Origin of the sequence: Pseudoalteromonas sp. MM1 (assembly GCF_030296835.1) — a bacterium.
In the GTDB taxonomy this organism is placed as follows: Bacteria; Pseudomonadota; Gammaproteobacteria; order Enterobacterales; family Alteromonadaceae; genus Pseudoalteromonas.
Genome location: NZ_AP027923.1, coordinates 635095 through 659318, shown reverse-complemented (window position 1 = coordinate 659318; position 24224 = coordinate 635095). Strand labels below are relative to the sequence as shown.

The window sequence follows — 24224 nt, the reverse complement described above, 5'->3', positions numbered from 1 at the left end:
GCTTTTATTGCATTCGTAAAGCTCCTTTACAACCTAAGCTGTACGTTTATTTTTTTGGACTATATCTGTGATTATTAATTTACTTTGCAAATACACTTTGTGCACTGAAAAAGTGAGTAAACTCATAAGCACCATTAAGCACAGTGTTGGCCATAGTGACTGTGTATGATAACCAAACACGCCCATAAGCCAGCAAATTAGCACCCATTGAATAATGTAAAGGGCCGTTACATGTTTGCTCGCATACAAAAGAGCCCGTGTAATAGGGCCGTTAAATTTATTAGCAAATACATACTCTATTACCGCTAAACCAAATAAATTTAAACCGATTAAATAAATAATACCGCCGCCATTTAAATGGAAAAAATTACCAAACTGTCCCTTAAAGTCAGTAATAAGCCACGCTGTACCAATAATTAATAATGCAGCACCTAACTTTGCACATACACTATATAAGTACGCAGCATTATGCTGACTATTTATGTATAAACGCCCAAGCACGTAGCCGGTTAATATAGCGCTTATCCACGGAAACACCGGAAAATAAACCTGGTAGTTATTAGCAAAAAACAAATCGCTAATATACGGCGAAAGCGCAAACTGCTGCCCCCTTACAAACTGGCTTATAAGTGCAATAGCAATGGCTAAGCATGCAATCCATGCGGTTTTCCAACGGGCAATATTAAGTGTCCCAAACAGCAATAAGCTTACTCCGGCAAGTTGTAAAATATCACCTGTGAGTACCATAAATTGTAATTGCCCCGCACTGAGCGGACTTTGCCAGCCATAGGCATTTATAAATGCCTCGGGCATGGTATTAAATACCTCAATGGGTAGCCAAAACTTTGCCGCATTCATTAAATAGGCAAGTAGTAAAAGCTGTATGCCGCGCTTAATTAATAACATGGGCGTTTGCCTACGCGAAAGGGCCATAGATAGCCCCATTGCCACCAAAAACGAGGCTGTGCCTTTGCCAAGTATATGAATAACAGCGCCAAATAGGCTTTCACTTTGAAGCTCTGTGCTCGAGTACATCCATAAAGTGTGGACTAAAATCATAATAAAAACGCTCGCACCTCGGGCAAGGTCAATCGTTTTAAGACGTGTGTTCATTGGTTTTAATATCCTTTTTTGGGCAGGTTTGGCATTTGTTATAACCTGCTAAATAATAACGACAGCACGTTAAGCGCTTAGGCGTTAATTTAAATGAGGTGTTTAAATTAAAGTGATTACTGATTAAGTTATGTAGCTGTTGATGGCAATGTGTAATGTGCCCAGCACTGGCTAAATTTAAGCTATGAGCGCGCTCAAATGCGCTGTTAAGCGTGTCGATTAACAACCGGCCTTGCTCTTTTTTACCCAGCGCATAATCGTTATTTATCCACTTACCTACACAGCTTACAAATTCAATTAGTGCATTATTTTGCTCAGCTTTACTTAATAAAGGCGCGCCTGTAAGGGTAAACCCTCGGCTATACGCGCCGCTCATTTTTAACTGTAACTGCATTGGATTGTGCGCATTGTGTTTGCACGTATGCCAATAACAATAGGCATAAATAGCTTGCCAACAAAGCTGCAAATATAAATGCCGGCTAATAAATTGCGTAGGCGCATGGGGGTAATGCGCCTTGCAATGAACCGCTAATTTGCGCACTAAATCTAAGCTTGGATGAGCCGCAGCAACCGGCTCATTTGGGCAAAATAAAAAGTGCGAAAGGGTATTAGGCTTAGCCATACAGCTTTGCCGATACCGGGTTATCTAAATTTCCTGCAAACTGTAAGCTGCCTGCGGGGTCGGTTAAATCAACCATTTGCTTATTATTGCCAAGCTGTAAGCGGTTTAAGCAAGAATGTGCAAATTCATCACTAAAAAAGTCATACTCTTTAAAGCGCTCATTTAAGGTAGGGTTGGCTTGTTGATACGCGTTTACACTTTGCGCAACGCCTTGCCAAAAATCGTGCTCGGTAATGCGCGCCTCTCTTACTAAAATAGCGACTAGGTATCTAAAAAAGCAGTCAAATACATCGGTAAATATACTTAGTAATTCAAGCTCTTTAGGCATAGCAATATGAATCCGCGACACTTCCTCAGGTAAAGACTCAGTGCTATTAAGCAGCGCGACTTCTTCGCCTATGTCTTTCATGTAAGCGCCCACAGGTACTGAATTTTTAAGCTTTAAAATGAGGTTTTCGCCGTGGGGCATAAACACTAATTTATGGGCATAAAAACAATGCACTAAAGGAATGAGGTAGGCGTTAAAATAGCTTTGCAGCCAAGCGTGTGTGCTTAAACCGCTTTGATCTATTAATGCACCTGCCATACTTTTACCGTTGTTATCTAGGTGCAGCAATGCGGCCATGGTGGTGAGCTGCTCATTATTTTGTAAGTTATGGTTTGGGTTTTCGCGCCATAAACACGCAAACATTTTACGATACGGCGTATCACCGAGTGCACTTTGCTCAAAAGTGTGATGCGCATACCCTAACGTGGCGTACTCTCTAAGTGCTGTAAAGTTACACGCGCTAAGTGTTGGGTCGTGGTTTACTTTATTAAACACCCAATCATTTATGGCCGGAGTAACCGCCATATAAGCGCGCGAAAGCCCACGCATAAAGCCCATATTTAAAATAGATAGCGCTACTTTTAAATACGGTTTATGCGGGTGCGAGCAGTTATATAACGTACGAATAGATTGCTGCGCTTGATATAAATCGTCGCCTTCACCTAAATACACTAAGCGGTTATTGGCAAACTCGTTGGCAAATACCACACTTAATTTATGTTGGTACTGCCACGGATGGGCCGGCATAAATAGGTAGTCGCCAGGGTTTAGGTTTTGCGCTTTTAGCGCTTTGTTAAACGCATCACGGGTGGTTAAATCAAGCTCGCCACTAATGTGGCTTGGGTAGTCACTAAAGTATTCACTATAAGCAAAATCACATACTGTTTTGTGCGCCGCTAACCAGAGTACTTTAAATGGTTTGCCTACTTCTGGCGCATAGCGTAAAAAGTCGTTTTTGCTAAAACCAATTCGGCCGTTATTAGCCACAAATGCAGGGTGGCCTTCGCTCATTGCAGCCTCTATTTGTTGCAGCCCTAATTTCGCAAGTTCGGCTGCGCTAAGCGTGTTGTTTTCGCGTTTATAACAGGCACTGGCAAGTGTGGCGTTAAGCTCTTCAAGGTAGGTGGCTAAACGCTCGCCAGTTAAACCCAGCGCAGGGCCTTGCACACTAAAAAAGTGCAGTACATCAAGCGCTACTTGCTCGTTGTTAAGGTTATAAAAACATAAGCTTGGCTCGTCTATATCTATGTGGTTAAGCGCCATAGCACGGCCATTAAATAAAAAGTAACCCCCTTCAATATTGACTTTAAAACCTTGCGGGGTTTGCTCTGCAACCAATAAGCGCTCGTGTACCAGCTCGCTAATGGCTTTACATTGTAAGTGCCTGTTTGCCCACTGCCAGTGATCAAACTTTACATAGTCAGAACTTATGTGCGCTTGGGTTTTATGATGTAAATATACATGCGTTTCAAACGCGGCTTTATTACAAAACCCAAGGTAGGCGTTTTTATCACCAAGGGTTATTTGCTTAGTATGCACAAAGCCTAAACGCTTATTTAAGGTATGAATTTTACTATTGGCAATATCGGGCTCTACTACTACCCGCGCATTATCGTTATGGGTAAAAATACTGTGCAATACGCACTGCATTATTTCAAAGCTAAAATGGCGTTTTGGCTTTGTATTTGGAGCAAGTAAAATGTGCATGCCGGTATCGTTTGGCATTACCTCATAGGCAGCTGCGAGTAGTTTGTCGTGCTTTGGGCTGTAAAGCTCAACAAGGGCAAGTATCTCATTATTTTGCTCAATAACATAGGCATGATGATGCGGGTTGTTTATTATATCTTGGTAGGCGCTGCACATTTGCTCGGGTGTGTGTTTACTCATACCCCAAAAATGCGCATAAGGCAGTGTAAGCCACTGACAAATAATAGGCATGTCGCTTTGCTGAAGTAACCGCATAGTCACATTGCCAGTGTGTTGTAACGTAGTTACAAAAGATGAAAAATACATAAAAACTCCTAAATCTTTTAATTATTAAGTGGCTGTGTGTGCAGTGCGGCCAACAAATTTAACCCGCCATAGCAAAATAGCGCCAAGGCTTGCAAAGCCAATGGCAGCAAAGTAAAAGGGCACGGTAGTATTAAAATATTCCACACTCATACCCACCAATAACGACGCTAAAATAACGCCAATATTTTGCGCAACATGCACTTTGGCAAAATCACTGCCGTAGTGAGCAGGCTCACTTTTAGCAAATAACATAACCTCTAATAAAACCATTACTTGAAACAGCGCTATACCGTATAGAATGCGCGAGCTCACAACTAACCACACCGACTCTTGCGCCTGTAAATAAAGCCCAATAGCGCCCAAAATAAGCGCGCACAATAATGTGCTTGTGCGGCTAAGCGTAGGAACAGGTAAGCGCTGCCTAAAGTGGTTAAACAACAGCATTAGTAGGGCTGAAAAAGCAGGAATGGCGTACACAAGCGCACTTACAAACGCACTGCTTTGCGCGCTCATACCCTGCCAATGGGTCGTAAAAAATGGCCTAATTAAAAACGCGCTAAAGTAAACAACTACGCTTATAAAACAAAATTGCCATATAAAATAAGGTATGCGTGTACGTGGTTTTTCGCTTTCAATCGCTTGCTGGTAAATACCTAGCTTTAAGCTCAGCATTAAATAGGCGCACAGCAGCACTTGTACTACATCGCCCGCCGCACTTAATAACAATGCATAACGCGGTTCGTTTAAGCTAAAAAAGTACCCGCCCACTAACGCGCCACCAATAGCGCCAAAGTGCATAAGTACCGAAAACAACCCGATAATAGAAAGGTGCTTACTTTGCTGCTCTAAACGCAGTGCAAACGGGTAGATAAGCAGGTAGCTGGCTTTAAGCACCAACATAAGTTGATAATAAAACCAAAATTCCCAAACGTTAGTTGCAAAATAACAAAGCAAACCAAAGCATGCGGCAATCACTTGCGTTACAAGCCAAAGCGCCAGCTCGTGGTATTTTTTGGCAACCTTTGCCCACAGCGGTAATGCCAACATAACCGTAATACAACAGTTAGCTACAAACACACCAATAAGCGTGGGGTTACTTACAGAAAATTCGCTGGCAAAAAATTGCGGATAAAACGGCAGTAATAAGGTGTCGCACACCACCGAAATAACCGTAAGCAAAATAAGCGCTAAACGTAAACTCATGCGGCGTTACTCTTTTGCTGTGAATGAGTTTCTACATCGCTTAAATCAAAACACTGAAATGCAATTTTTTGCTCAACCTGATACGGGGCATAACCGAGTATTTCGCGCAAAATTATACTGTTGCGATAACACGCCATGCCTAAATCGGGGGTTACAAAACCGTGGGTGTGCTGCTCTGCATTTTGTACAAATATGCGTTTTTGGTCAGTGTCTATTGCGTATTCACGGCTCACTATATAACGACCTTGCTCATCTTCTGGGAGCTGCTGTGCAATGGGGTTTAAAAATGCGGGGCGTTTGTATTTAAAGCCCGTGGCACAAATTAAGTAATCGGTTTTTATTTCAAAGGCTTCATTTAGCTCTTGATGATAAAACTCAGTCACTAAACGCCCAGCACTTTTTCGCGTATTAGTCAGCTTGCTGTTTGTTTTAAATGTGGTAGAAATAGGCCCATCTAGGCTTTGCGCGTAAAGGGTGTCAAAAATGTCGTTAATTAAATCGCCATTAATGCCTTTAAATAAGTTTTTTTGATTTTGGTTAAGCCAATCTCGTTGCTCGGTTTTTAAATTATAAAAGTAATCAACATACTCAGGTGAGGTCATCTCAAGGGTGAGCTTGGTGTACTCCAGCGGAAAATAACGCGGTGAGCGAGCAATCCAATCTAGTTGCAAACCGTGTGGCACGGCTTGTTGTAATAGGGTGTGATAAATTTCGGCAGCACTTTGTCCTGCTCCTACAACCGTTACGCGCTTAGCCGATTTTAGCTCATCAAGGCGATGGCAAAAGTCGCTACTGTGCATTACGTTATTAGAATTACTTTGCACTGCACAATCAGGAATATATGGGGCAGGCCCGGTGCCAAGCACTAAGTGGCGCGTAACGTATTTTTGCTCCCCGTTTGGGGTATTACAGGTAACGGTATAGCACTGAGTTTGCTGGCAAAATTCAACCTTAGTTACACTTTGCTCAAAGCTTACGTTACTCAGCTGCGAGCACACCCATTGGCAATAGAGGTTGTATTCTTTACGCAGTAAAAAAAAGCTCTCGCGAATATAAAATGGGTATAAGCGATTATTAAGCTTGGCATAATTTAAAAAACTGTACTGGCTAGTAGGATCTGCAAGAGTCACTAAGTCAGACATAAACGGCGTTTGCAAAGTAACACCTTCTAGCATCATGCCTGGGTGCCAATCAAATTGGCTACGCTGCTCTAAAAATAAACTTTTAACGCCCTCTAGTGGTTCGCTTAAACATGCTAACGATAAATTAAACGGGCCAAGACCAATGGCTATAAAATCATAAGGTTGGCTACTCATTATTTTTGCTCCTTATACATTTGCCACGCAATAGTGCTAATTTGTTCAAGCACGGCGCGCACATCGCTCAATTGGCACTGGGCATTAAGTAACGTAAATTTAAGGTAGTGTCGGCCGTTAATTTTGGTGCGTGCAATCATGGCTTCACCAGTTTTTAAAAATGTTTGGCGTACGTGCAAGTTTAAAGTGTCGAGTAAATCGGGGTTATGTTTTAACTCCTCTGGCGCAAAGCGAAATACCAGCGCGCTAAGCTCTGGGTAATTTATAACTTCAAAATCAGGGTGCTCGTTAAGCACAATGTGGGTTTGACGAGCAAGGCCAATTACTTTATCAAATGCTCGGCCAAGTGGCGCTTCGCCCATGGTGCGCAGTGTTAGCCAAAGCTTTAAGGCATCAAAACGGCGTGTGGTTTGTAAGCTTTTATCAACTAAATTTGGCGTGCCATTGCCGGCCTCAGCAAGCGGGTTAAGATAGTCGGCGTAAAGGGTAATATGGCTAAAGTGGCGTTTGTCACTTAATAAAAAAGCACTGCAGCTAACCGGTTGCATAAACGATTTATGGTAATCAATAGTAATTGAATCTACGAGCTCTATACCGTTTAAGGCACTGCGATGGTGCTCACTGACCAATAATCCGCCGCCGTATGCGCCATCTACATGGCACCAAAGCTGCTCTTTTTTAGCAAGTTTTGCTATGTCTTCAATTGGGTCAATTGAGCCAAAATCAGTCGTACCGGCGGTAACAACCACCGCTATGGGTAAATCGCCCTTGGCTTTAGAATCTGCAATTGCATGGTTAAGCGCGTCCATATCCATTTGCATTTTGCTGTTTGTAGCCACAGGGACTACCGCGTTATAACCTAAGCCCAATAACGCCGCAGCCTTTTGAATACTAAAATGCGCCACCTCTGAGCAATAAATACGAAAACGCGAGGCCACGTTTGGCAAACCTTGCAGTTTTACCTGGTGATCAGGGGCATAGCGGCTCACGGCAACTTCTCGTGCAACTAGCATGGCCATTAAATTCGATTGCGTACCACCACTTGTAAAAACGCCATCGGCAGTACTCGGTAGCTTTGCTTTTTCACAGCTCCAGTCAATTAATTTTTGCTCGATAAGGGTCGCGCCAGCACTTTGATCCCAGGTGTCTACTGAAGTGTTGATTGCGCCTATGATGTGCTCAGCCACAACCGCAGGGTACGTAACAGGGCAATTTAAATGCGCCATGTAACGCGGATGATGAAAATACACAGCGTGATCTAAATACACGCTTTTAAGCTCGTTTAATACCGCAGGGAAATCAGCGAGAGGTTTGGCTAAATCTACATCATTTACAGTGGCGGCAAGCGTATTAACCGCCACGCCAGAAAACGGCTTTTGCGCTTTTGCCATAGCTTGTTGCACAGCCGAGAGCCCCTGCAGCGACGCTATTTGGTAGTTAATAAACTGCTCGAGATTAAATTGAGGAGGTAACCCATTTTGTTCAAATAATGCTTGGCTTTCGACTGAGCTGAGCTGCGCCGATTGTAATTGTGACATATTCGCTCCTTGGTTGTACTTATATTGGGGTTGAGGATCTTAATGGTAACAATTTGCATTTACAATAATGATTAAGGGTTAGATATAGCTTTATTTTTGCATTTATAAGTGATTGATTAGTTATAAGGAATTACATTTAAAACTAAAAGAGTATGTAAAATGAGCTATGGGAAGGTGCAAAGGCGCGTGCTAAATAATTACAGTTAGTAAAGTAAGTACGCTGGTTGAAGGATAAGAGTTGAGAGATGGGGAGAAGGGGAAAAAGGAGCTAACAGATAACGTATTATAACAACCCCCCTTTATAACTAGGTTAAACCTAAAGCTCTAAAGAGGGACATAAAAGTAAAAATGCGGTTTAATTGTTCTCTTCGAGCTTGTTTTCTAAATCCACTAAGTCAGTGGCAACAGTAGTTGGCTGAATTTCCCACGGATCAAAAATAGAGTCTTCTGAGCGTTTTATCCACGCACCGCGCATACCATGCGAAATAGCGCCGGTTATATCAAACGGATTACTCGAAATAAGCCACGTATTTGCACCCGTTGAATTGGTTTCGCGTAATAAATGGCTGTAAACACCTGGGTTTGGCTTAAATGTTTTCATATCGTCGGCGCTTACAACGCCTTCAAAAAGCTCACTAATACCTGCGGTTTCGAGCAATTGATTTACCGCATCCGCAGCGCCATTAGAAAACGCAAACAATCGGTAGTTTTGTGTTTTAAGTTGCTCAAGCCCTTTTTTAACATCGTCAAAGGCGGGTAAAATTTTATATTGCTCAAGTAATTGCCGTTTTTGGTCATCACTAAGCTGCGTTTTATGCGCTAAACACGCGTAATCGAGAGCTTGTTTTGTACATAATGAAAACGGTATATAGTTTTGCATTAATCCGCGCCTAAAGGAGTATTCCAACTGTTTTTCGCGCCATGTATTTGAAAAGTTTTGCGCGTTATCGCCCATCATATCTTCAAGTAAGGTCAGTACGCCATGGGTATTTATAAGCGTGCCGTATACGTCAAATGCGAGTGTGGTTGCCATGTTTACTCCCAATAAATTTAAATTACTTGTAGGTTAGTCGCTCTGAGCTTAACTTACTTTGAACGATTGCTCAAATTAATATGATTTACCTAAGTAATAATGTAATAACGCATAAAATTGTGGTTTTATAGCTTAAATAAAAAGGCTTGCGCAATTATGCGGAAGCACTTTTAGGCAAATTATTTAATAAGCTATAAAAATTAAAAGACTAAGGGACATAGTATGAAAATATATTTTTTAATTTATGACAAAGTTGAAGAGCTGGATTTAGTTGGTTCTTGGGAACTCATAGGCCTGCTAGCAGAAAAAGGGCTATGTGAAAAACCCAAATTAATATCGCTAAACTCTATGACCCCCTCAGGAGAGCACGGATTGCGTTTTAGTGCCGATTATCACTTTACTGACTCATTGCAGCCCGATGTATTATTTGTACCCGGCGGCAGTGGTGCGCGTCTAGCAATGGAAGACACCGATGTTATTAATTATCTTAAAAAAACAGCTGAAAACTGCCACAGTATTTTATCTATATGTACTGGTATGTATTTAATGCAAAAAGCTGGGTTATTTAAGCACAAAAAAGCAACCACCCATTGGGCTTTTTTAGAGCATCTTAAAAAAGATAACACTGTAACCGTAGTTGAAGAACGCTTTGTTAAAGATGGTAATATTTGGTCTTGTGCGGGTGTTTCAGCGGGTATGGATATGTGCCTTGCTTTTATTGCCGATTATTTTGGTGATGATGTAGCCTCAAACATTCAGTTAGACGCAGAATACTACCCGTCACCAATTATTTATGGTGACGCGCATAAAAATAATGCCACATCTAATTACATTAAAAAGCTGCGTTAAAGCCTATTTTATAAATTTATGTTGGCCTTTGCTGATCTTAACCCAACATGCGCTTTGTAAACCCCCATTACACTTTGATTAAATAAACGACTAGGTGCTTGCACTGTACTAATTAAAATTAATAAAACTTATACGCATCGAGCGCTAAAATATCCATTTCGGTATCACTAAAGAGTTTTTCAACCTGCGTGCCGCCTGCACCCATTGCCGCAAATAATGGTAAAAAGTGTTCTTGAGTAGGGTGGTTAAATAACACATGCGGTGCTTGGTTTAAATAATCTAACAGGGCGGCTGTGTCTTGCACTAAAAGCGTTTGTTCAACCCATTGAGTAAACTCATTAACCATTTGCACACGATTAGGTGTAGGTGGCTTTTTAAATATTTCGGGTAGATTATGGCTAATCCCGCCGGAGCCAATAATTAATATATTTTGCTCGCGAAGTGGGGCAAGTAACTGCCCGAATTCGTACATGGCTTTTGCGCCTAAACGCGTATTTATAGACACCTGCACGATAGGAATATTAGCCTGTGGGTACATTAAGCGCAGAGGTATCCATACACCATGATCCCAGCCTTGGCTTGCATTAAGCTCGGCCTCAATACCTTTGTCTTTAAAGCGCGCTGCAATATCGTTAGCAAGTGAAGGCTCGCCCGGTGCGGGATATTTAATGTTATACATATGGGCAGGGAAATTATAAAAGTCGTGAATGGTTTTGGGCGCTTTGCCTGCAGTAATCACTATGTTGTTGCTTGTGTCATTGTTAGCAACATCAAAATGGGCCGAAAAAATAATAATAGCGCTCGGTGTTTTAAGCATTTTACTAAGCGATGTTAAAAAATCAGAAGTGGGAGATTGCTGAATTGCCATTATTGGCGAGCCATGTGAAATAAATAAAGCGGGCTGAACCATGCTATTACCTAATTAGTCTATTTTAATATAGCCACTTTATTGCTTTTTAATTTGGTGATAAATATGCTATTTATTTATAAATTACAAACAACGTATTGTTAATTATGGACAAGCTAACCACCATGAAAACTTTTGTGAGCGTAGTGCAAGAGGGTTCATTTTCTAAAGCCGCCGATAAACTCGATATATCGCCGCAATTGGTGAGTAAATATGTATCAGCACTGGAAGAGGGGCTGTCTACCCGTTTATTGCACCGCACCACACGAAAAGTAAGCACCACCGAGGCGGGGGATCACTATTTTACTCGCTGCCTACAAGTACTTGGCGATATAGACGATATGGAAAACTCGCTTAATAACTTAAGCGAAAACGTATCGGGTGTGCTGAGTATTAGTGCGCCTATGTCGTTTGGGGTTAAGCATTTAGCACCACTGCTGGTTGAGTTTCAAAAGCAGTATCCAAATTTAAAGTTAGATTTAAAACTCACTGACCAATTTGTAGATATTGTTGAACAAGGCATTGATATAGCGCTGCGTATTGGGGTGTTAAAAAATTCATCCCTTATTGCTAAAAAAATAGCGCCTATACGCTTAGCGGTATTTGCATCGCCTGTGTATTTAAAGCAGCACGGTACACCCACTACACTACAAGAGCTTCAGCAGCATAACTATTTACGCTACGCCAACGCTGAGCCGGCAAAAAGGCTTACAGGAGTCAATGAGCTTAAAAGCGAGTTTAAACTTGAAAGCAATTTAGTGGCTAACAACGGCGATTTATTGCTAAATACAGCCATTGCAGGTGGCGGCATTGCTATGCAACCTACCTTTATAGCTGGTGAGGCACTCGCACAGGGTAAAGTTGTGCGTATTTTACAAAACCATGAGCCAGAGCCTATGGGGCTTTACATGGTGTACGCAAACAGGCAGTTTTTGCCTAGTAAAGTACGTGCATTTGTTGATTTTACGAGTGGCTATTATGGCGATGTGCCTTATTGGGATTTAGGAGAATGACATGTCGATAACCAATCAATTAGCGTTATTTGTAGATGTAGTACAACAAGGCTCATTTGCTAAAGCTGCCGCATTAAACGATATGGATAACTCATCACTTTCTAAGCAAATTAAAAAGCTTGAAAGCAGCTTAGGTGTGCAATTACTTAACCGGTCTACGCGCTCGTTTTCGCTTACCTCAGCAGGGGATGAAATACTCCAACAAGCGCATATTCTTATAGATACCCTTAGTGATATTCATAGTATTGCCGACTCGTACCTAGCCAAACCTAAAGGCATTTTACGCATTACCTCAGGCATGTTTTTTGGGCAACAGTATATTCAGCCTGTTATTAATATATTTATGCAAAAGTACCCAGAGGTAAAAACTACCCTAATGCTTGATGATAAGCGCAACGATATTATTAGCGACCATTACGATTTAGCATTTAGAATTGGCAAACTTGACGACTCAAACTTAATGGCAAAAAAAATATCTGACATGCATTTTGCACTGGTTGCCTCGCACGATTTTATAGCGCGCCATGGTATGCCAAATACACCTGAGGAGCTTTTAGCTTTGCCTGCAATAGTTTACGGCAATGGCGATGTAAGCCTAGATCAAGTTAAATTAAGCACACAACCTCATGGTGATGAATTCAAAACCCACAAAATGAAGGGCAATTATAAAGTAAGTGACGTACGCGCCATGCTTGATGCGACTAAAGCAGGTGTTGGGTATGTAATGCTTGATTTATTTAACCTAGAAAAACCCATAGACGAAATGGGGTTAGTGCCACTTTTAACCAACTATAAGCTTAGCGCATCGGGCACTGGTATTTATGCATTGTATCCGCACCGTAAACAAACGCCACTGGTAAGCGAATTTATAAAAACTGTACAAGAGTATATTGGCAGCCCTGCATTTTGGGTTAACCATATTCCTAATTACAAACAGCTTTATAATTAATACCAATCCGCATTAATACTTAATCATTTTCAGGGGCTAAACGTGTCGCTATCTGCGTTAAAAAATTCTCATTTAGAACAACTAAATAGCGATTTTTTTGCCTTGCTATCAACACGTTTAGCCATCCTCAAAATAGATCACTTAATTATGCGGATTGGTATAACAGCCACAAAAAAGCCCCGTTAGGGGCCTGTATACTCAAAAAAACGTTATACGCGAGCTAGCTTAAAAACCTTCTAAAACCACTTTGCCTTTAGCTGTTTGGGTTTCAAGGTGCTGATGCGCTTTGCGTAAATTGGCAGCGTTAATTTTACCTAAGTGCTCACCTACCGTGGTTTTAATTTGCCCTTGGTCAATCATCGTGGCTACGTTGTTTAAAATAACGTGCTGCTCTTGCATATCGTCGGTTTTAAATAACGAGCGAGTAAACATAAGCTCCCAATGTACCGACACACTTTTATTTTTAAATGGCACAATATTAAGTGTTTCAGGGTCATCAATAAGTGCAAATTGACCTTGTGGCTTCACTACTTTTTCAATTTCAGGTAAGTGTTGCTCAGTATTGTTTAAGCTTACTACGTAATCTACTTCGCTTAAGTTTTTAGCTGCAAACTCTTCACTTAATAGATTGCGGTGATTAACAATAGTATCGGCACCTAAATCTTCTAACCACGATATTGTTTCGGGGCGAGAGGCGCTGGCAATAATATTTAATTTAGTGCGCTGCTTTAACAGCTGTACCATAATTGAACCCACACCACCGGCGGCTCCAATAACTAAAATGCTTTTAGAGTCATCGTTTTTAGCTACGTTTAAACGGTCAAACAATAACTCCCACGCAGTAATGCTGGTAAGCGGCAATGCAGCGGCTTCGCCATACGAAAGCGAACTTGGCATATGGCCAACAATACGCTCGTCAACTAATTGAAACTGCGCGTTACTGCCTGAGCGAGTTATGTCGCCCGCGTACCATACTTTGTCGCCTGGCTTAAATAACGAAACGTTTTCGCCAACCGATTTAACAACCCCAGTTGCATCCCAACCAATTACTTTATATTCGCCATCTGCCGCTGGCATTGCTTGACGAATTTTAAAATCAACCGGATTAACCGATACCGCTTTAACTTCAACTAAAATATCGTGGCCGTCTGCTGTTGGCGTTTCAAGTTCAATGTCTTGTAGTGATAGCTCGTTTTCGATAGGTAAACTTTGTTGATATCCGATTGCTTTCATGGGAGTTGCCTCTTTAGCTAGTTAATACTCTGTGTTGATGACGCTATTTTGGCTTTACCAACGCTATTAAAAAAGAGACAAAACACCCAATTATTATGGATGTAAAAATCCATAATAAAACTCATACATAAGCGTTATAAAATATTTCGAAGCTGCTTTCTAAGTGTTTTAAAAATAGCGAGATCGCTGTATTTTTGGTGCTGCAAAATATCAACATTAGCGTGCCACTGCATTTTTTCAAACTCTATGGGTAGCCTAACTAACTCATTAGCCTGCAGTGCCTCATGCGCAACATGCTCTGGTAGTAGGCACCAGCCGTGCCCTTGTAATGTTAGCTGCAGTAATAAGTAGTAGTTGTCGGCAAAAAGTACGTCGGGGCTTACCTTTAGCTGAAAACTACTGGTTTGCGTATTACGCGAGCGAATTAACAGCTGTCTATATAAGCGTAAACTATCAATATTTTTTACAGCCTCTTTTGCCAATGGGTGCGATTTAGCCACATATAAATCAAAGTTAACGCTACCTATGCACTCATAATCTAAATTTGTGGGTAAATTCAGCTCACTAAAAATAATGCCTGTTAGTGGGGTTTCTTGTTTTAGTAAATCAATAATATCGAGACTTGAGGCGCTTAAAAATTCAAGCGTTACATTTGGGTACGCATTATTTAGCTCCTCAACAACGCTTGCCATAGCGCTAAATGGTATCCCTTCATCTAAGGCTATAGTTACCTCACTTGGGGTTGAGTCGTTTAATGCTAAAGCCGAATTTAAAAGCCGTTGATGCTGATTTAATAAAGCGTGTGCATGAGGGAGTAATTTATGCCCCGCTTGGGTTAATTGTGGATAGCGACCAGTGCGTTCAAATAAAGTAGCATTGCAGTCTATTTCAAGGTTAATTATATGTTGGCTTATTACCGACTGCGCTTTACCTAATTGCCTTGCTGCTGCCGAAAACGACCCCGAATCAACCGTTGCTACAAATGCATGTAATTGTTCAACACTAAACATATCGCTTTTACCGATACTAGTTAACTATTTAATATCTTAATAATGAATGAAAATACCCACATCGTCATTCTTTAAATAAGTTATTTATGAACACACTAGAACGTATTTTTCAGGCTGTTATGTTTGAAATAATAGCCTTAGCCATTGTAATACCAAGCACTGTACTATTTGCGGGGTTTGAGGCGGGTAAAATGAGTGTAGTAGGGGTTGGTTTATCGTTATTTGCTATGTGTTGGAATTATATTTACAACATTATTTTTGATAAATTAGCAGGCCATAACCGCTTAGAGCGCACTTTAATAACGCGTATTACTCATGCATGTGGCTTTGAGCTAGGTATGGTAGTAATAACGCTTCCTGTAATTGCTTGGTATTTAAATGTAAGTTGGTTTACAGCCATTATGCTAGAGGCAAGCTTTTTAGTGTTTATACTCATATACACCTACGTTTTTAATGTACTGTACGACAAGTACCAGCCTTATAAAAAATGGTTTAATAACTCCTAATGTACTTGATAAGCCCAAGCTAACTCACATACACTTTATAAAACACATCAAAAATAAGTGCGAATGGATATACCCAACATTGGCTTTAACCACGAAAAGTCGGCAAATGCAGAGCTTGAAATATTGCCCCTGAGCGATTTGTATGGGGGTAAAACCCACGACCACGATCCGCAAATGGCGCATCGGGTTTCGTTTTATATGATTATTTGTATAGAGCAAGGCAACGGTAGTCACATGGTTGATTTTATTCAATATCCGTTTGATTCAGGCACACTTATTTTTTTACAGCCCGACCAAGTACACGCGTTCGACTTTGCAAAACAACCCACTGGTTATGTGGTTTTATTTACGCAAACATTTTTAGACCGTGTACACACCAATATGCGCTTACCTAATTACACGCCAACTCATTTAAGCCAACAACACTCGCCATTACTTAAGCTAAATAAACATAGCCAAGCGCGGGTAATAAATGCCATAAACGAAATGGAAATAGAAATTGCACACCCGCAATCAGACCCACTCATTGTTATGTATTTATTTAGCTCGCTGGCTTTAGGATTACATAGGCTACGCCCAGAGCTGCGCCACGACAATATCAACCCAGAGCAAAGCATTAAACTGGGTACTTTTTATAAGTTGCTACAGAGCCATTTTTTAACTATTCGCGATGCTAACTGGTATGCAAACAAACTGCATACAACCTACAAAACCCTTAATAGTATTTGTAAATTAAGTACCGGCCTTACAGCAAAGCAAATGATTGACGCGTTTACCTTAATAGAAATAAAACGCCGCCTAGTTATAAGTAATATAACAACCCAAAAGCTGGCCTACGACTTTAGCTTTGATGACGCTAGCAACTTTGTTAAGTACTTTAAAAAGCACACAGGGGTTACGCCAAGCCAATTTCAGGCAGCTCATAGTAAGGCTATTTTATAATAATGGCTTAGGTTCGACTTTAACCATTTTAGCGCCCATTTACACTCTACTGTACATTTTAAATATTACATAAAATGCTCCTATACAAACACATTAGGGCATTACAATGAAACCACTATCACTATTTACTCGCAGTATTTTAGCCACAGCAATTATTAGCTTAAGTGCATGTGCAAGCATCGAACAAAATACCACAAAACAAGCACCGCTAAGCATTACAGATAAGGCCGTTGCGGTTATTTCAAGCATAGAAACAGGCGATACAAAAGCGATTAGCTACATAAACCCAAACCAATACACACAACATAACTTAGACGTTAAAGATGGCCTGGCTGGTTTTGCACAAGCAATTCAACAATTGCCAAAAGGCAGTGCAAAAGCGCAAGTAAAACGCGCCTTTGAAGATGGTAACTATGCAGTAACCCATACTGAATATAATTTTTTTGGCCCAAAAGTAGGCTTTGATATTTTTAAGTTTGAGAACGGTAAAATTATAGAACATTGGGACAACCTACAAGCTATAGCCCCTGCCAACCCAAGTGGTCGTACTCAGCTAGATGGTGCAACAACCATAACCGACTTAAATAAAACAGCCGCTAATAAAGCGCTGGTTAAACGCTTTGTAAATACCATTTTGATCAACGGTGACATGGCAAAGATAAACAACTTTATTAGCAGTGAAAAAGGCGCGTATATTCAGCATAACCCAGCAATAGCTGACGATTTAAGCGGCTTAGGTAAGGCGCTGGGTGAGTTAGCTAAATTAAACATGCCAATGGTAGTGAGCAAAAACCATATTATTTTAGGCCAAGGCAACTTTGTACTGGCAGTAAACGAAGGTACATTTATGAATAAACACGTATCGTTTTATGACTTATTTCGTGTTGAAAATGGCAAAATTGTAGAACATTGGGACACCATTCAAACTATTCCTGCTAAGTCACAATGGCAAAACAATAATGGTAAATTTGGCTTTTAAACTTACTTAACCTGAGCTCTGGTTAAGAGATTTACTAACATTTTGAATTAGTTGGATATTTAAATTTATTCTCTCTAGCCAGAGATTTTTAGTGAAAACAAGGCGAATTTACGCGTCAATAGCTGGCCTATTGCAAGTAAATTCAACGCAGTTAGCGCTGAAAATAGCTGCTCGAGATAGATTTATTATCCAGAGTTCAGGTTACTTAAGCTTTGGCACTATTTAATTTGTAAATAGTGCCAATGAACATTTATTTTTTGCCTTTTAGCTGGTTAACCTTAATGCTAAGCCAAAGGTTCGTACACTAAACCGCCTAACTGTAACGGGGGTTTACAGTTAGGTTATATTAAGCTCGGTTAATTTATTCCATACGCTTTCGCCACCGGGGTGCAAAGCCGCATGATACCTATACGCATAGTAAGTTATTGGCACGCAGTGGTGCTCACTCCCTACAACTACAAGGGTATTATTTTTAAGCTCATTAGATATAACGTAGTCGGGCAGCCAGGCAATACCATTACCCGCAACTGCGTGTACTTTTAAAAGCTCCGTCATGGATGAAACAAACACTTTATTAAGCTTAGCGCCCGATATAATTGGCTCTAATTGCCGGCCCATGTAGGAGTCGAGACTGTAGGCTAAATGTGGTACAGGCGCTGCGCTTTCTAGGTTATATAAGGCTTTGCCTTGCTCGTCACAGGCGCTAACAGGTAATAACTTAGCATTCCCTATTTTTTGATGACTAAACGGCGGCAGTTTAAGGCGTTCGTTATCAAAGGCGATAAGTAAGTCGCACTCACCTTGCTCTAGCGCTTCAGTGGCTTTATCTACGTCTATTGCTTCAAGGTTAAGTACTATATCGCGCTCATCTTGCGTTTGAAAATTAGCGAGTTTTAAGGTTAAAAAACTCGCTAAAGAATGTGCAGCCGCAACCTTTACAGAATAATTTTGCTGCACCGATAACTCCTCAAGCATGCTAACCGAGGTATTCATTTGGTTTATTAAATTGCGCGCTGTTATATGAAATATTTTACCGCTTGGGGTAAGGGTAATAGGTAGGTTTTCTCGGTCAATTAACGCTGCGCCAAGCGCATCTTCAAGGGCTTTTATACGCCGACTAAAGGCAGGTTGCGTAATATGCCTAAGCTTTGCCGCTTGCGAAAAGCTCTTTGTATGCGAGAGCGTTAAAAAATCTTCTAACCATTTACTTTCAATATTCATAGCAACCACCTAGTTATGCAAGTTATGCATGGGTGGTAAAATAATAGCATTATTCAAACTAAATAAAACACTATAAATTAAACCTATAAATTCAATAACCGGAATGCAATCATGCTCAGAACTCTTGGTGTATTAGGCGGAATGGGGCCTTTGGCTACCGCCTCATTTATGAATCAAGTAATAGCGTTATCACCTGCTAAAAATGATCAAGAGCACATACCTATGTTTATAAGGAATATCCCGCAAATTCCTGACCGAACAAAATTTTTAATGGGCCTTGAAGGCGAAAACCCATTTTTTGAGCTTAAAAAAGGCTTTAAAGAACTATCAAACTTAGGGGTAAGTTGTATTGTTATTCCGTGTAATACCGCGCATTACTGGTACGACGCACTAACTCAAAATGCCGATGTACACACTATTAGCATTGTAAAAAGTGTTATTAAACAGGTTAAAGCTACTAATAAGCAAAAGGTGGGTATTCTAGCTACTACAGCCACACTAAATATGGGCATTTATCAAAACGCATTTGAGCAGCACAATATTGATTTTATTGAGCCAAACACACAACAGCAAATTGCTATTATGGATGGTATAACCGCTGTAAAAGCAGGGGATTTAAATACAGGGCGCAGCTTATTAAGCAAAGCTTACGATTTAATGCTTGCTCAAGGTGCAGATTGCGTGCTGTTTGGCTGCACCGAAATACCGCTAGTATTAAATGAACAAGCTAAGCAATCGCCCGATATCTGCTTAGATACCATCACTATTTTAGCGCAAGAGTGCGTTAACTGGGCGTATGCAAACGCCCATCAATCAACGCTTTCAAGCGTAGCATAGATAAAGCTAATTAAGCTCTTTAGCAAAGCGTTTACGATAGCGCTTTGTAAGCTTTGCAGCGCGTATTTGGTCGCTTATTATAGTAAAAATAGCTGAGGCATTTGCCTTAACGTGCTTGCCTTGGCCAAGGCGGCGAAGCTGCCTTTTTACCAGTGCCATAGTGGCAAGCCCAGCAAGTGTTTTGTCTTTAAAAGTAACACTTGGCATTATCAGCGGCTGCGCTAAATTACTTTGCCACGCATTAACCAAATTTGGCTGATATGCCATTGCTGTTGCCATACCAACGATTGCAACGCCTGATTTTATAACTTTATTTGCCACATCTAATCGGCTAATACCGCCGGTGGTCATAATGGGTATGTTTGACTGCTCGCTAATTGCTTTAGCAAACTCTAAAAAGTACGCCTCACGTGCAAGTGTTCGCTCATCCCCTGTTTGGCCTTGCATAGCAGGTGCTTCGTAGCTGCCACCCGAAAGCTCCACAAAATCCACCTTTAATACGCTTAACATATCAACAACCGCTTGCGCGTCACTTGGTTCAAAACCGCCACGCTGAAAATCAGCAGAGTTTAACTTAACTGATACCGAAAAACTCTCGCTACAATGTGCTTTAACGCTTTTGGTAATTTCGAGTAATAAGCGGGCACGGTTTTCAAGGCTTCCGCCCCATTCATCATTACGTTTATTAGTCAGAGGAGATAAAAACTGTGCGAGTAAATAACCATGTGCAGCATGTATTTGTACGCCATTAAACCCTGCTTTTTCAGCTTGTTGTGCCGTTTGAGTAAATCGGGCGATAACATCATTTATCTCGCTTTTATCCATCGCCTTTGGCTGTGCAAATAAGTGCGAGTGCTTGCCCATATTAAGCCCAATATCAGAGGCGCTAAGCGCTTTACCGCCCATTTTTTTAAATACTTGGCGGCCGGGGTGATTAATTTGCATGACAATTTTACAGTCGTTTTGCTGTGCTAAACGTGCTAGTTCTGTAAAAGGCGTTATATCTGTTTGTTGTTCAAGTGCTAGGCCCCCTGGGCCTGTCATTGCAAGGTGGTCGACCATCACATTGCCGGAAATAATTAACCCGCAACCGCCTTTTGCCCATTCGCTATATACATTTTTAAGCACCTGCGATGGGGTTAAGTCGGCCTCTGCGAGATTTTCTTCCATTGCGGCTTTTACTACTCGGTTTTTAAGCGTTAAACCACTTGGTAGGGTAAAAGGGGTTAATACAGGGTGTTGTTTATTTTTAGACATTAGGTAAACCATAAATTGACATTACAGGCACTATAACCTTAAAGTCAGCTTTAAGGTCAACTGTCATTTTAGGCAAAAAAACAGCAATGAAAATAGGTGAACTAGCTAAACAAAGTGGGACGGCAGCCAGCACTATAAGGTATTACGAAAGCATAGGTTTACTGCCAGCGGGCGTACGCAACAGTAATGGCTATCGCCAATACACAACAAGCAGTGTTGAGCAGCTTAAAATGATTAAGTTTGCACAAAGCTTAGGGTTTTCGCTTGAAGAAATACCCACATTACGTAAACCAAATAAAGAGCTTGATCACACTGCTATTATTGAGCGTCTCACTCAAAAACAACATGAGTCCAACGCACTGATAGAACAGCTACAGCTTAAATCAGAGCGTATTGGTAGTTTAATTACCCTGCTTACTGCAAGCTGGTCTAACGGAGAGTGTATTGGCGATGAAAAAATAAATGAATTGTTGAATGAGTTGGATTATTAAAGCCGTAAGCTAGTACACAAGAGCTTTAGTTGTATTATTTTAGCGGCGCTTTACCATGAAAATTAATATAAAGCGTTTGTAAACTTTCCGGAACCAAGGGCCACCCAAGCGCAATAGTGTGGGGGCTAGCGCCCCAAAATAATGTTTCTACGTAATATACGTCTATGTGTTCAATTACTTTTGCCTCAGCGTTTATTAGTTTTTTAGCCACGTAATTTAAATAACGCAGGGCTTGCTCCACATTACCAAGAGCAAAAGCGTGTGTTGTGGCTTTAGAAAACGCCTCCATTTTATACGTGGTTTCACCTTCATCATATATGCTCAGCAACGCTTTAACTTCAGGGAATTGAGCAGTAATTTCGTGCAATAAGTTATAAATTACAACATCCGTTTTCATCAATTGAACTCCGCGCTTAAAAGCCCAAAGCATTTTAGGTCGTGAAATTGCCCTTTCCAAAAACCACTTTGGCGCCTTGTGCCTTCTTCACAAAAGCCGAGCTTTATTAAAAGCGCCTCTGATGCGTTATTTCCTGGTACTGTGTCGGCTTGTATTCGATTTATAGCACCGCAACTTAGCAATCCATCAAAGGCAGCTTTTATAATCATATGAATAGCCTCAAAAGCATAGCCTGTACCCCAATACTGGCTATTAAGGTCGTAACCAATAAATGCGTGCTTCATTGGTACTGACCAACTATTAAAACCGCAAGTACCTATTAACTCATCAGTATTTTTTAAACGGATAGCCCAGCGGATCCCTTCTCCATTTTTATACCGAATATTGAAAAATTCGATTAACTTATCGGCCTGAGAAACTTGAGTAAAGGGCGCCAGATCATAGTATTTAGTAACACCTTGGTCTGAAAAAAGAGCAAAAATAGCGTCTCTATCCTCATAATTAATAGGGGTTAACGCTAACCTTTGCGAATTGAGTAAGGGAAAAACCATTAACCTTCCTTTTAATGTATAAAACAGTAGAGATAAATCGAATTTAATCTAGCTCTAATTGGGCTTTTTCTACGCTTTCGTTTGGTAGCTCTTTTTGAACCGATACACCTAGCTCTTTAAATTCTGAAGCTTGTTTAATTAAGTTGCCTTTACCACGGTAAAGCTGTGAAAAAGCTTTATCGTAACTTTCTTTGGCGCGGTCTAGTTGTTTGCCAACGCCTTCCATACTCGTTAAAAAGCCATTGAGCTTGTTGTAAAAGCGCTCTGCACGATTCGCCAGCTCTTTAGAGTATTTGGTTTGCTCTTCAAAGCGCCACAGCTGTTTAACAATATTAAGGCTTGTAAGCAGAGTCGTTGGTGTAGCAACTAAAATGTTTTTTTCGATAGCTTGTTGGTAAATATCGCTTTGATATTTAAGCGCCTCTACAAATGCAGATTCTATAGGCACAAACATAATAACTACTTCAGGCGAATTTATACCTGGGAGACGATCGTACGATTTACTGGCAAGCTCGTTAATACGCGCGGTAACAGCATTTACATGCTCTTTAATTGCTTGGCTAGCCTCTAGCTCGTTTTCGGCATTAACGTAACGGGTATAAGCATTTAGCGACGTTTTAGCATCAATCACTAAGTGGCGGCCCTGAGGTAAATACACCACTACGTCGGGGCGCAGTCGACCGTCTTCGGTATTAAACGATACTTCGCGTTTGTAATCAGTACCCGCACGCAGGCCTGCGCTGTCGAGTACGTTTTCGAGCATTAGTTCGCCCCAATTACCTTGCATCTTTTTTTGCCCTTGTAAGGCATTACTAAGTTTATCGGCTTGCTCGGTAATAGCTTGGCTTTTAGCTTGCAAGTGCAGTAGCTCAGTTTTAAGGGCAGCACGTTGTTTTAAGTCTTCAACGTGAATCGATTCCATTTTATCTCTAAAGCCTTTTAGCTCCCCTTGAACTGGCTTTAATAGTTGCTCAATGCTTTCTTGGTTTAGGGTTTTAAAGCTTTGCGATTTTTCTTCTAAAATTTTATTAGCTAGGTTTTCAAACTCTTTTTTAAGCACATTTTTGCTTTGCTCTATTTGTGCAAGCTGCTCGGTAAAGTTTTGCTGCTTTTGCTCAAGCGTAGTGCGCATATTATTAAGCTCAATATCGCGCTGATTATATTGCTCTCGCAAGGCACTAAGTTCGCCTTCAGCTTTACGCCAAAAATGATTGTACTGAACACTTTGTTTTTCTTGCTCGCTAAAGCGAGTTTTAAAATGCTGCGCTTCGTCGCGCTGCTCTTGATGGGATTGCTCGAGCAGCTCGTGCTCATCAAATAAGGCCGTGTATTGCAGCTGTTTATTGTCGTACTGGTTTTGTAATAACGATAACTGTTGCTGCTGCTCGCTAATTTGTTGTTTTAACTTATTACGAGAAGGGAGCGACACTAGGCCATATAGTACTAGCCCTGTTGCGAGCCCTGCGCTGGCACTTAACCAATCTATATGCGTTAATAGCTGAGTAAACATAAAATAAACTTATAAAATTTAGAGACATGCCATCATAACGAATTAGTATCGTGTGGGGTAGAGGAGAAATACACGCATAAAAAAAGCCAGCTTAAAAGGGCTGGCTCAATCATTACTAAATTTAGTAATTAAACGGGGTAAATCAACATGAAGCTTGTGATAACTGCAATTATTCAACAAGCGTAATAGTAGACGCCACACATTTAATTAAGTTCACATAAAAATATAATGTAGGCATAAAAAAAGCCAGCTTAAAAGGGCTGGCTCAATCATTACTAAATTTAGTAACCAAACAGGGAAATCAACATGAAGCTTGTGTTTACTGCAATTAAACAACAAGCATAATAGTAGACGCCGCACATTAAATTTAGTTCACATAAAAATATAAATAATTTAAAAATTAAAA

Annotated in this window: 23 protein-coding genes; 8 read left to right on the top strand and 15 right to left on the bottom strand. The window is 40.8% G+C overall.

The features are described from left to right. Window positions 1-33: 33 nt before the first annotated feature. From QUE46_RS19565 to QUE46_RS19535, 7 genes are all read right to left on the bottom strand, one after another. Window positions 34-1113 (bottom strand): heparan-alpha-glucosaminide N-acetyltransferase domain-containing protein, encoded by a 1080-nt coding sequence (locus QUE46_RS19565; RefSeq protein WP_286248322.1) that lies wholly within the window; start codon window positions 1111-1113, stop codon window positions 34-36. Further along, window positions 1097-1735, bottom strand: a complete 639-nt coding sequence (locus tag QUE46_RS19560) for a hypothetical protein (RefSeq protein WP_286248319.1) — start codon at window positions 1733-1735, stop codon at window positions 1097-1099. The genes QUE46_RS19565 and QUE46_RS19560 overlap by 17 nt, the downstream gene beginning before the upstream one ends. Beyond that, window positions 1728-4076 carry a GNAT family N-acetyltransferase gene (locus tag QUE46_RS19555; protein ID WP_286248317.1) on the bottom strand — a complete coding sequence of 783 codons (2349 nt, stop codon included), beginning with the start codon at window positions 4074-4076 and terminating at the stop codon, window positions 1728-1730. Before QUE46_RS19555 ends, QUE46_RS19560 begins: the two co-directional genes overlap by 8 nt. Before the next feature lie 24 nt (window positions 4077-4100). Further along, window positions 4101-5279 carry an MFS transporter gene (locus QUE46_RS19550; protein WP_286248315.1) on the bottom strand — a complete coding sequence of 393 codons (1179 nt, stop codon included), beginning with the start codon at window positions 5277-5279 and terminating at the stop codon, window positions 4101-4103. Beyond that, window positions 5276-6595: a lysine N(6)-hydroxylase/L-ornithine N(5)-oxygenase family protein gene (locus QUE46_RS19545; RefSeq protein ID WP_286248312.1), complete on the bottom strand. Its 1320-nt coding sequence runs from the start codon at window positions 6593-6595 to the stop codon at window positions 5276-5278. The genes QUE46_RS19550 and QUE46_RS19545 overlap by 4 nt, the downstream gene beginning before the upstream one ends. Continuing rightward, complete coding sequence (locus QUE46_RS19540; protein WP_286248310.1) at window positions 6595-8133, bottom strand: aspartate aminotransferase family protein; 1539 nt, start codon at window positions 8131-8133, stop codon at window positions 6595-6597. The genes QUE46_RS19545 and QUE46_RS19540 overlap by 1 nt, the downstream gene beginning before the upstream one ends. A 355-nt stretch (window positions 8134-8488) precedes the next feature. Then, window positions 8489-9166 (bottom strand): haloacid dehalogenase type II, encoded by a 678-nt coding sequence (locus QUE46_RS19535; RefSeq protein ID WP_286248308.1) that lies wholly within the window; start codon window positions 9164-9166, stop codon window positions 8489-8491. Between the two features lie 222 nt (window positions 9167-9388). On the opposite strand from QUE46_RS19535, the gene QUE46_RS19530 reads away from it, so the two are divergent. Then, window positions 9389-10015: a DJ-1/PfpI family protein gene (locus QUE46_RS19530; protein WP_286248307.1), complete on the top strand. Its 627-nt coding sequence runs from the start codon at window positions 9389-9391 to the stop codon at window positions 10013-10015. 118 nt (window positions 10016-10133) lie between these two features. On the opposite strand, the gene QUE46_RS19525 is transcribed toward QUE46_RS19530, so the two are convergent. After that, complete coding sequence (locus QUE46_RS19525; RefSeq protein ID WP_286248304.1) at window positions 10134-10925, bottom strand: class III extradiol ring-cleavage dioxygenase; 792 nt, start codon at window positions 10923-10925, stop codon at window positions 10134-10136. A gap of 104 nt (window positions 10926-11029) precedes the next feature. On the opposite strand from QUE46_RS19525, the gene QUE46_RS19520 reads away from it, so the two are divergent. After that, window positions 11030-11935: a LysR family transcriptional regulator gene (locus tag QUE46_RS19520; RefSeq protein ID WP_286248302.1), complete on the top strand. Its 906-nt coding sequence runs from the start codon at window positions 11030-11032 to the stop codon at window positions 11933-11935. A 1-nt stretch (window position 11936) separates the two neighbouring features. After that, window positions 11937-12884, top strand: coding sequence for a LysR family transcriptional regulator (locus QUE46_RS19515; protein WP_286248300.1), 948 nt, complete (start codon window positions 11937-11939; stop codon window positions 12882-12884). Window positions 12885-13109: 225 nt separating this feature from the next. Here the strand turns inward: QUE46_RS19515 and QUE46_RS19510 are convergent, their stop codons facing one another. Both QUE46_RS19510 and QUE46_RS19505 read right to left on the bottom strand, forming a co-directional pair. Beyond that, the gene (locus QUE46_RS19510) at window positions 13110-14117 is read right to left on the bottom strand and encodes a zinc-binding alcohol dehydrogenase family protein (protein WP_286248298.1); all 1008 of its coding nucleotides are present in this window, start codon (window positions 14115-14117) and stop codon (window positions 13110-13112) included. 134 nt (window positions 14118-14251) lie between these two features. Further along, window positions 14252-15127, bottom strand: coding sequence for a LysR family transcriptional regulator (locus QUE46_RS19505; RefSeq protein ID WP_286248295.1), 876 nt, complete (start codon window positions 15125-15127; stop codon window positions 14252-14254). A gap of 86 nt (window positions 15128-15213) precedes the next feature. On the opposite strand from QUE46_RS19505, the gene QUE46_RS19500 reads away from it, so the two are divergent. The 3 genes from QUE46_RS19500 to QUE46_RS19490 all read left to right on the top strand — a co-directional run bounded on the left by QUE46_RS19500 (window position 15214) and on the right by QUE46_RS19490 (window position 17554). Further along, on the top strand, window positions 15214-15633 hold the full coding sequence (locus tag QUE46_RS19500) for a PACE efflux transporter (protein ID WP_286248293.1): 420 nt from the start codon (window positions 15214-15216) through the stop codon (window positions 15631-15633). A 63-nt stretch (window positions 15634-15696) separates the two neighbouring features. Then, the gene (locus QUE46_RS19495; protein ID WP_286248291.1) at window positions 15697-16575 is read left to right on the top strand and encodes a helix-turn-helix transcriptional regulator; all 879 of its coding nucleotides are present in this window, start codon (window positions 15697-15699) and stop codon (window positions 16573-16575) included. A gap of 106 nt (window positions 16576-16681) precedes the next feature. Next, the gene (locus QUE46_RS19490) at window positions 16682-17554 is read left to right on the top strand and encodes a hypothetical protein (protein ID WP_286248289.1); all 873 of its coding nucleotides are present in this window, start codon (window positions 16682-16684) and stop codon (window positions 17552-17554) included. A gap of 336 nt (window positions 17555-17890) precedes the next feature. On the opposite strand, the gene QUE46_RS19485 is transcribed toward QUE46_RS19490, so the two are convergent. Next, on the bottom strand, window positions 17891-18775 hold the full coding sequence (locus QUE46_RS19485) for a LysR family transcriptional regulator (protein WP_286248287.1): 885 nt from the start codon (window positions 18773-18775) through the stop codon (window positions 17891-17893). 111 nt (window positions 18776-18886) lie between these two features. On the opposite strand from QUE46_RS19485, the gene QUE46_RS19480 reads away from it, so the two are divergent. Further along, window positions 18887-19612, top strand: a complete 726-nt coding sequence (locus tag QUE46_RS19480; RefSeq protein ID WP_286248285.1) for an aspartate/glutamate racemase family protein — start codon at window positions 18887-18889, stop codon at window positions 19610-19612. Between the two features lie 6 nt (window positions 19613-19618). Here the strand turns inward: QUE46_RS19480 and QUE46_RS19475 are convergent, their stop codons facing one another. Next, the gene (locus tag QUE46_RS19475; RefSeq protein WP_286248283.1) at window positions 19619-20869 is read right to left on the bottom strand and encodes an NADH:flavin oxidoreductase/NADH oxidase family protein; all 1251 of its coding nucleotides are present in this window, start codon (window positions 20867-20869) and stop codon (window positions 19619-19621) included. A gap of 86 nt (window positions 20870-20955) precedes the next feature. Between QUE46_RS19475 and QUE46_RS19470 the strand changes: the two genes are divergently transcribed. Next, the gene (locus QUE46_RS19470; RefSeq protein WP_286248281.1) at window positions 20956-21360 is read left to right on the top strand and encodes a MerR family transcriptional regulator; all 405 of its coding nucleotides are present in this window, start codon (window positions 20956-20958) and stop codon (window positions 21358-21360) included. 34 nt (window positions 21361-21394) lie between these two features. Here the strand turns inward: QUE46_RS19470 and QUE46_RS19465 are convergent, their stop codons facing one another. The 3 genes from QUE46_RS19465 to rmuC are packed head-to-tail and all read right to left on the bottom strand — an operon-like array spanning window position 21395 to window position 23818. Then, window positions 21395-21757 (bottom strand): hypothetical protein, encoded by a 363-nt coding sequence (locus QUE46_RS19465; protein WP_286248279.1) that lies wholly within the window; start codon window positions 21755-21757, stop codon window positions 21395-21397. After that, entirely contained in the window at window positions 21757-22308 is a 552-nt protein-coding gene (locus QUE46_RS19460) for a GNAT family N-acetyltransferase (protein WP_286248277.1), read from the bottom strand. The genes QUE46_RS19465 and QUE46_RS19460 overlap by 1 nt, the downstream gene beginning before the upstream one ends. 43 nt (window positions 22309-22351) lie before the next feature. Next, entirely contained in the window at window positions 22352-23818 is a 1467-nt protein-coding gene (rmuC, locus tag QUE46_RS19455; protein ID WP_286248276.1) for a DNA recombination protein RmuC, read from the bottom strand. Between the last annotated feature and the right edge of the window lie 406 nt (window positions 23819-24224).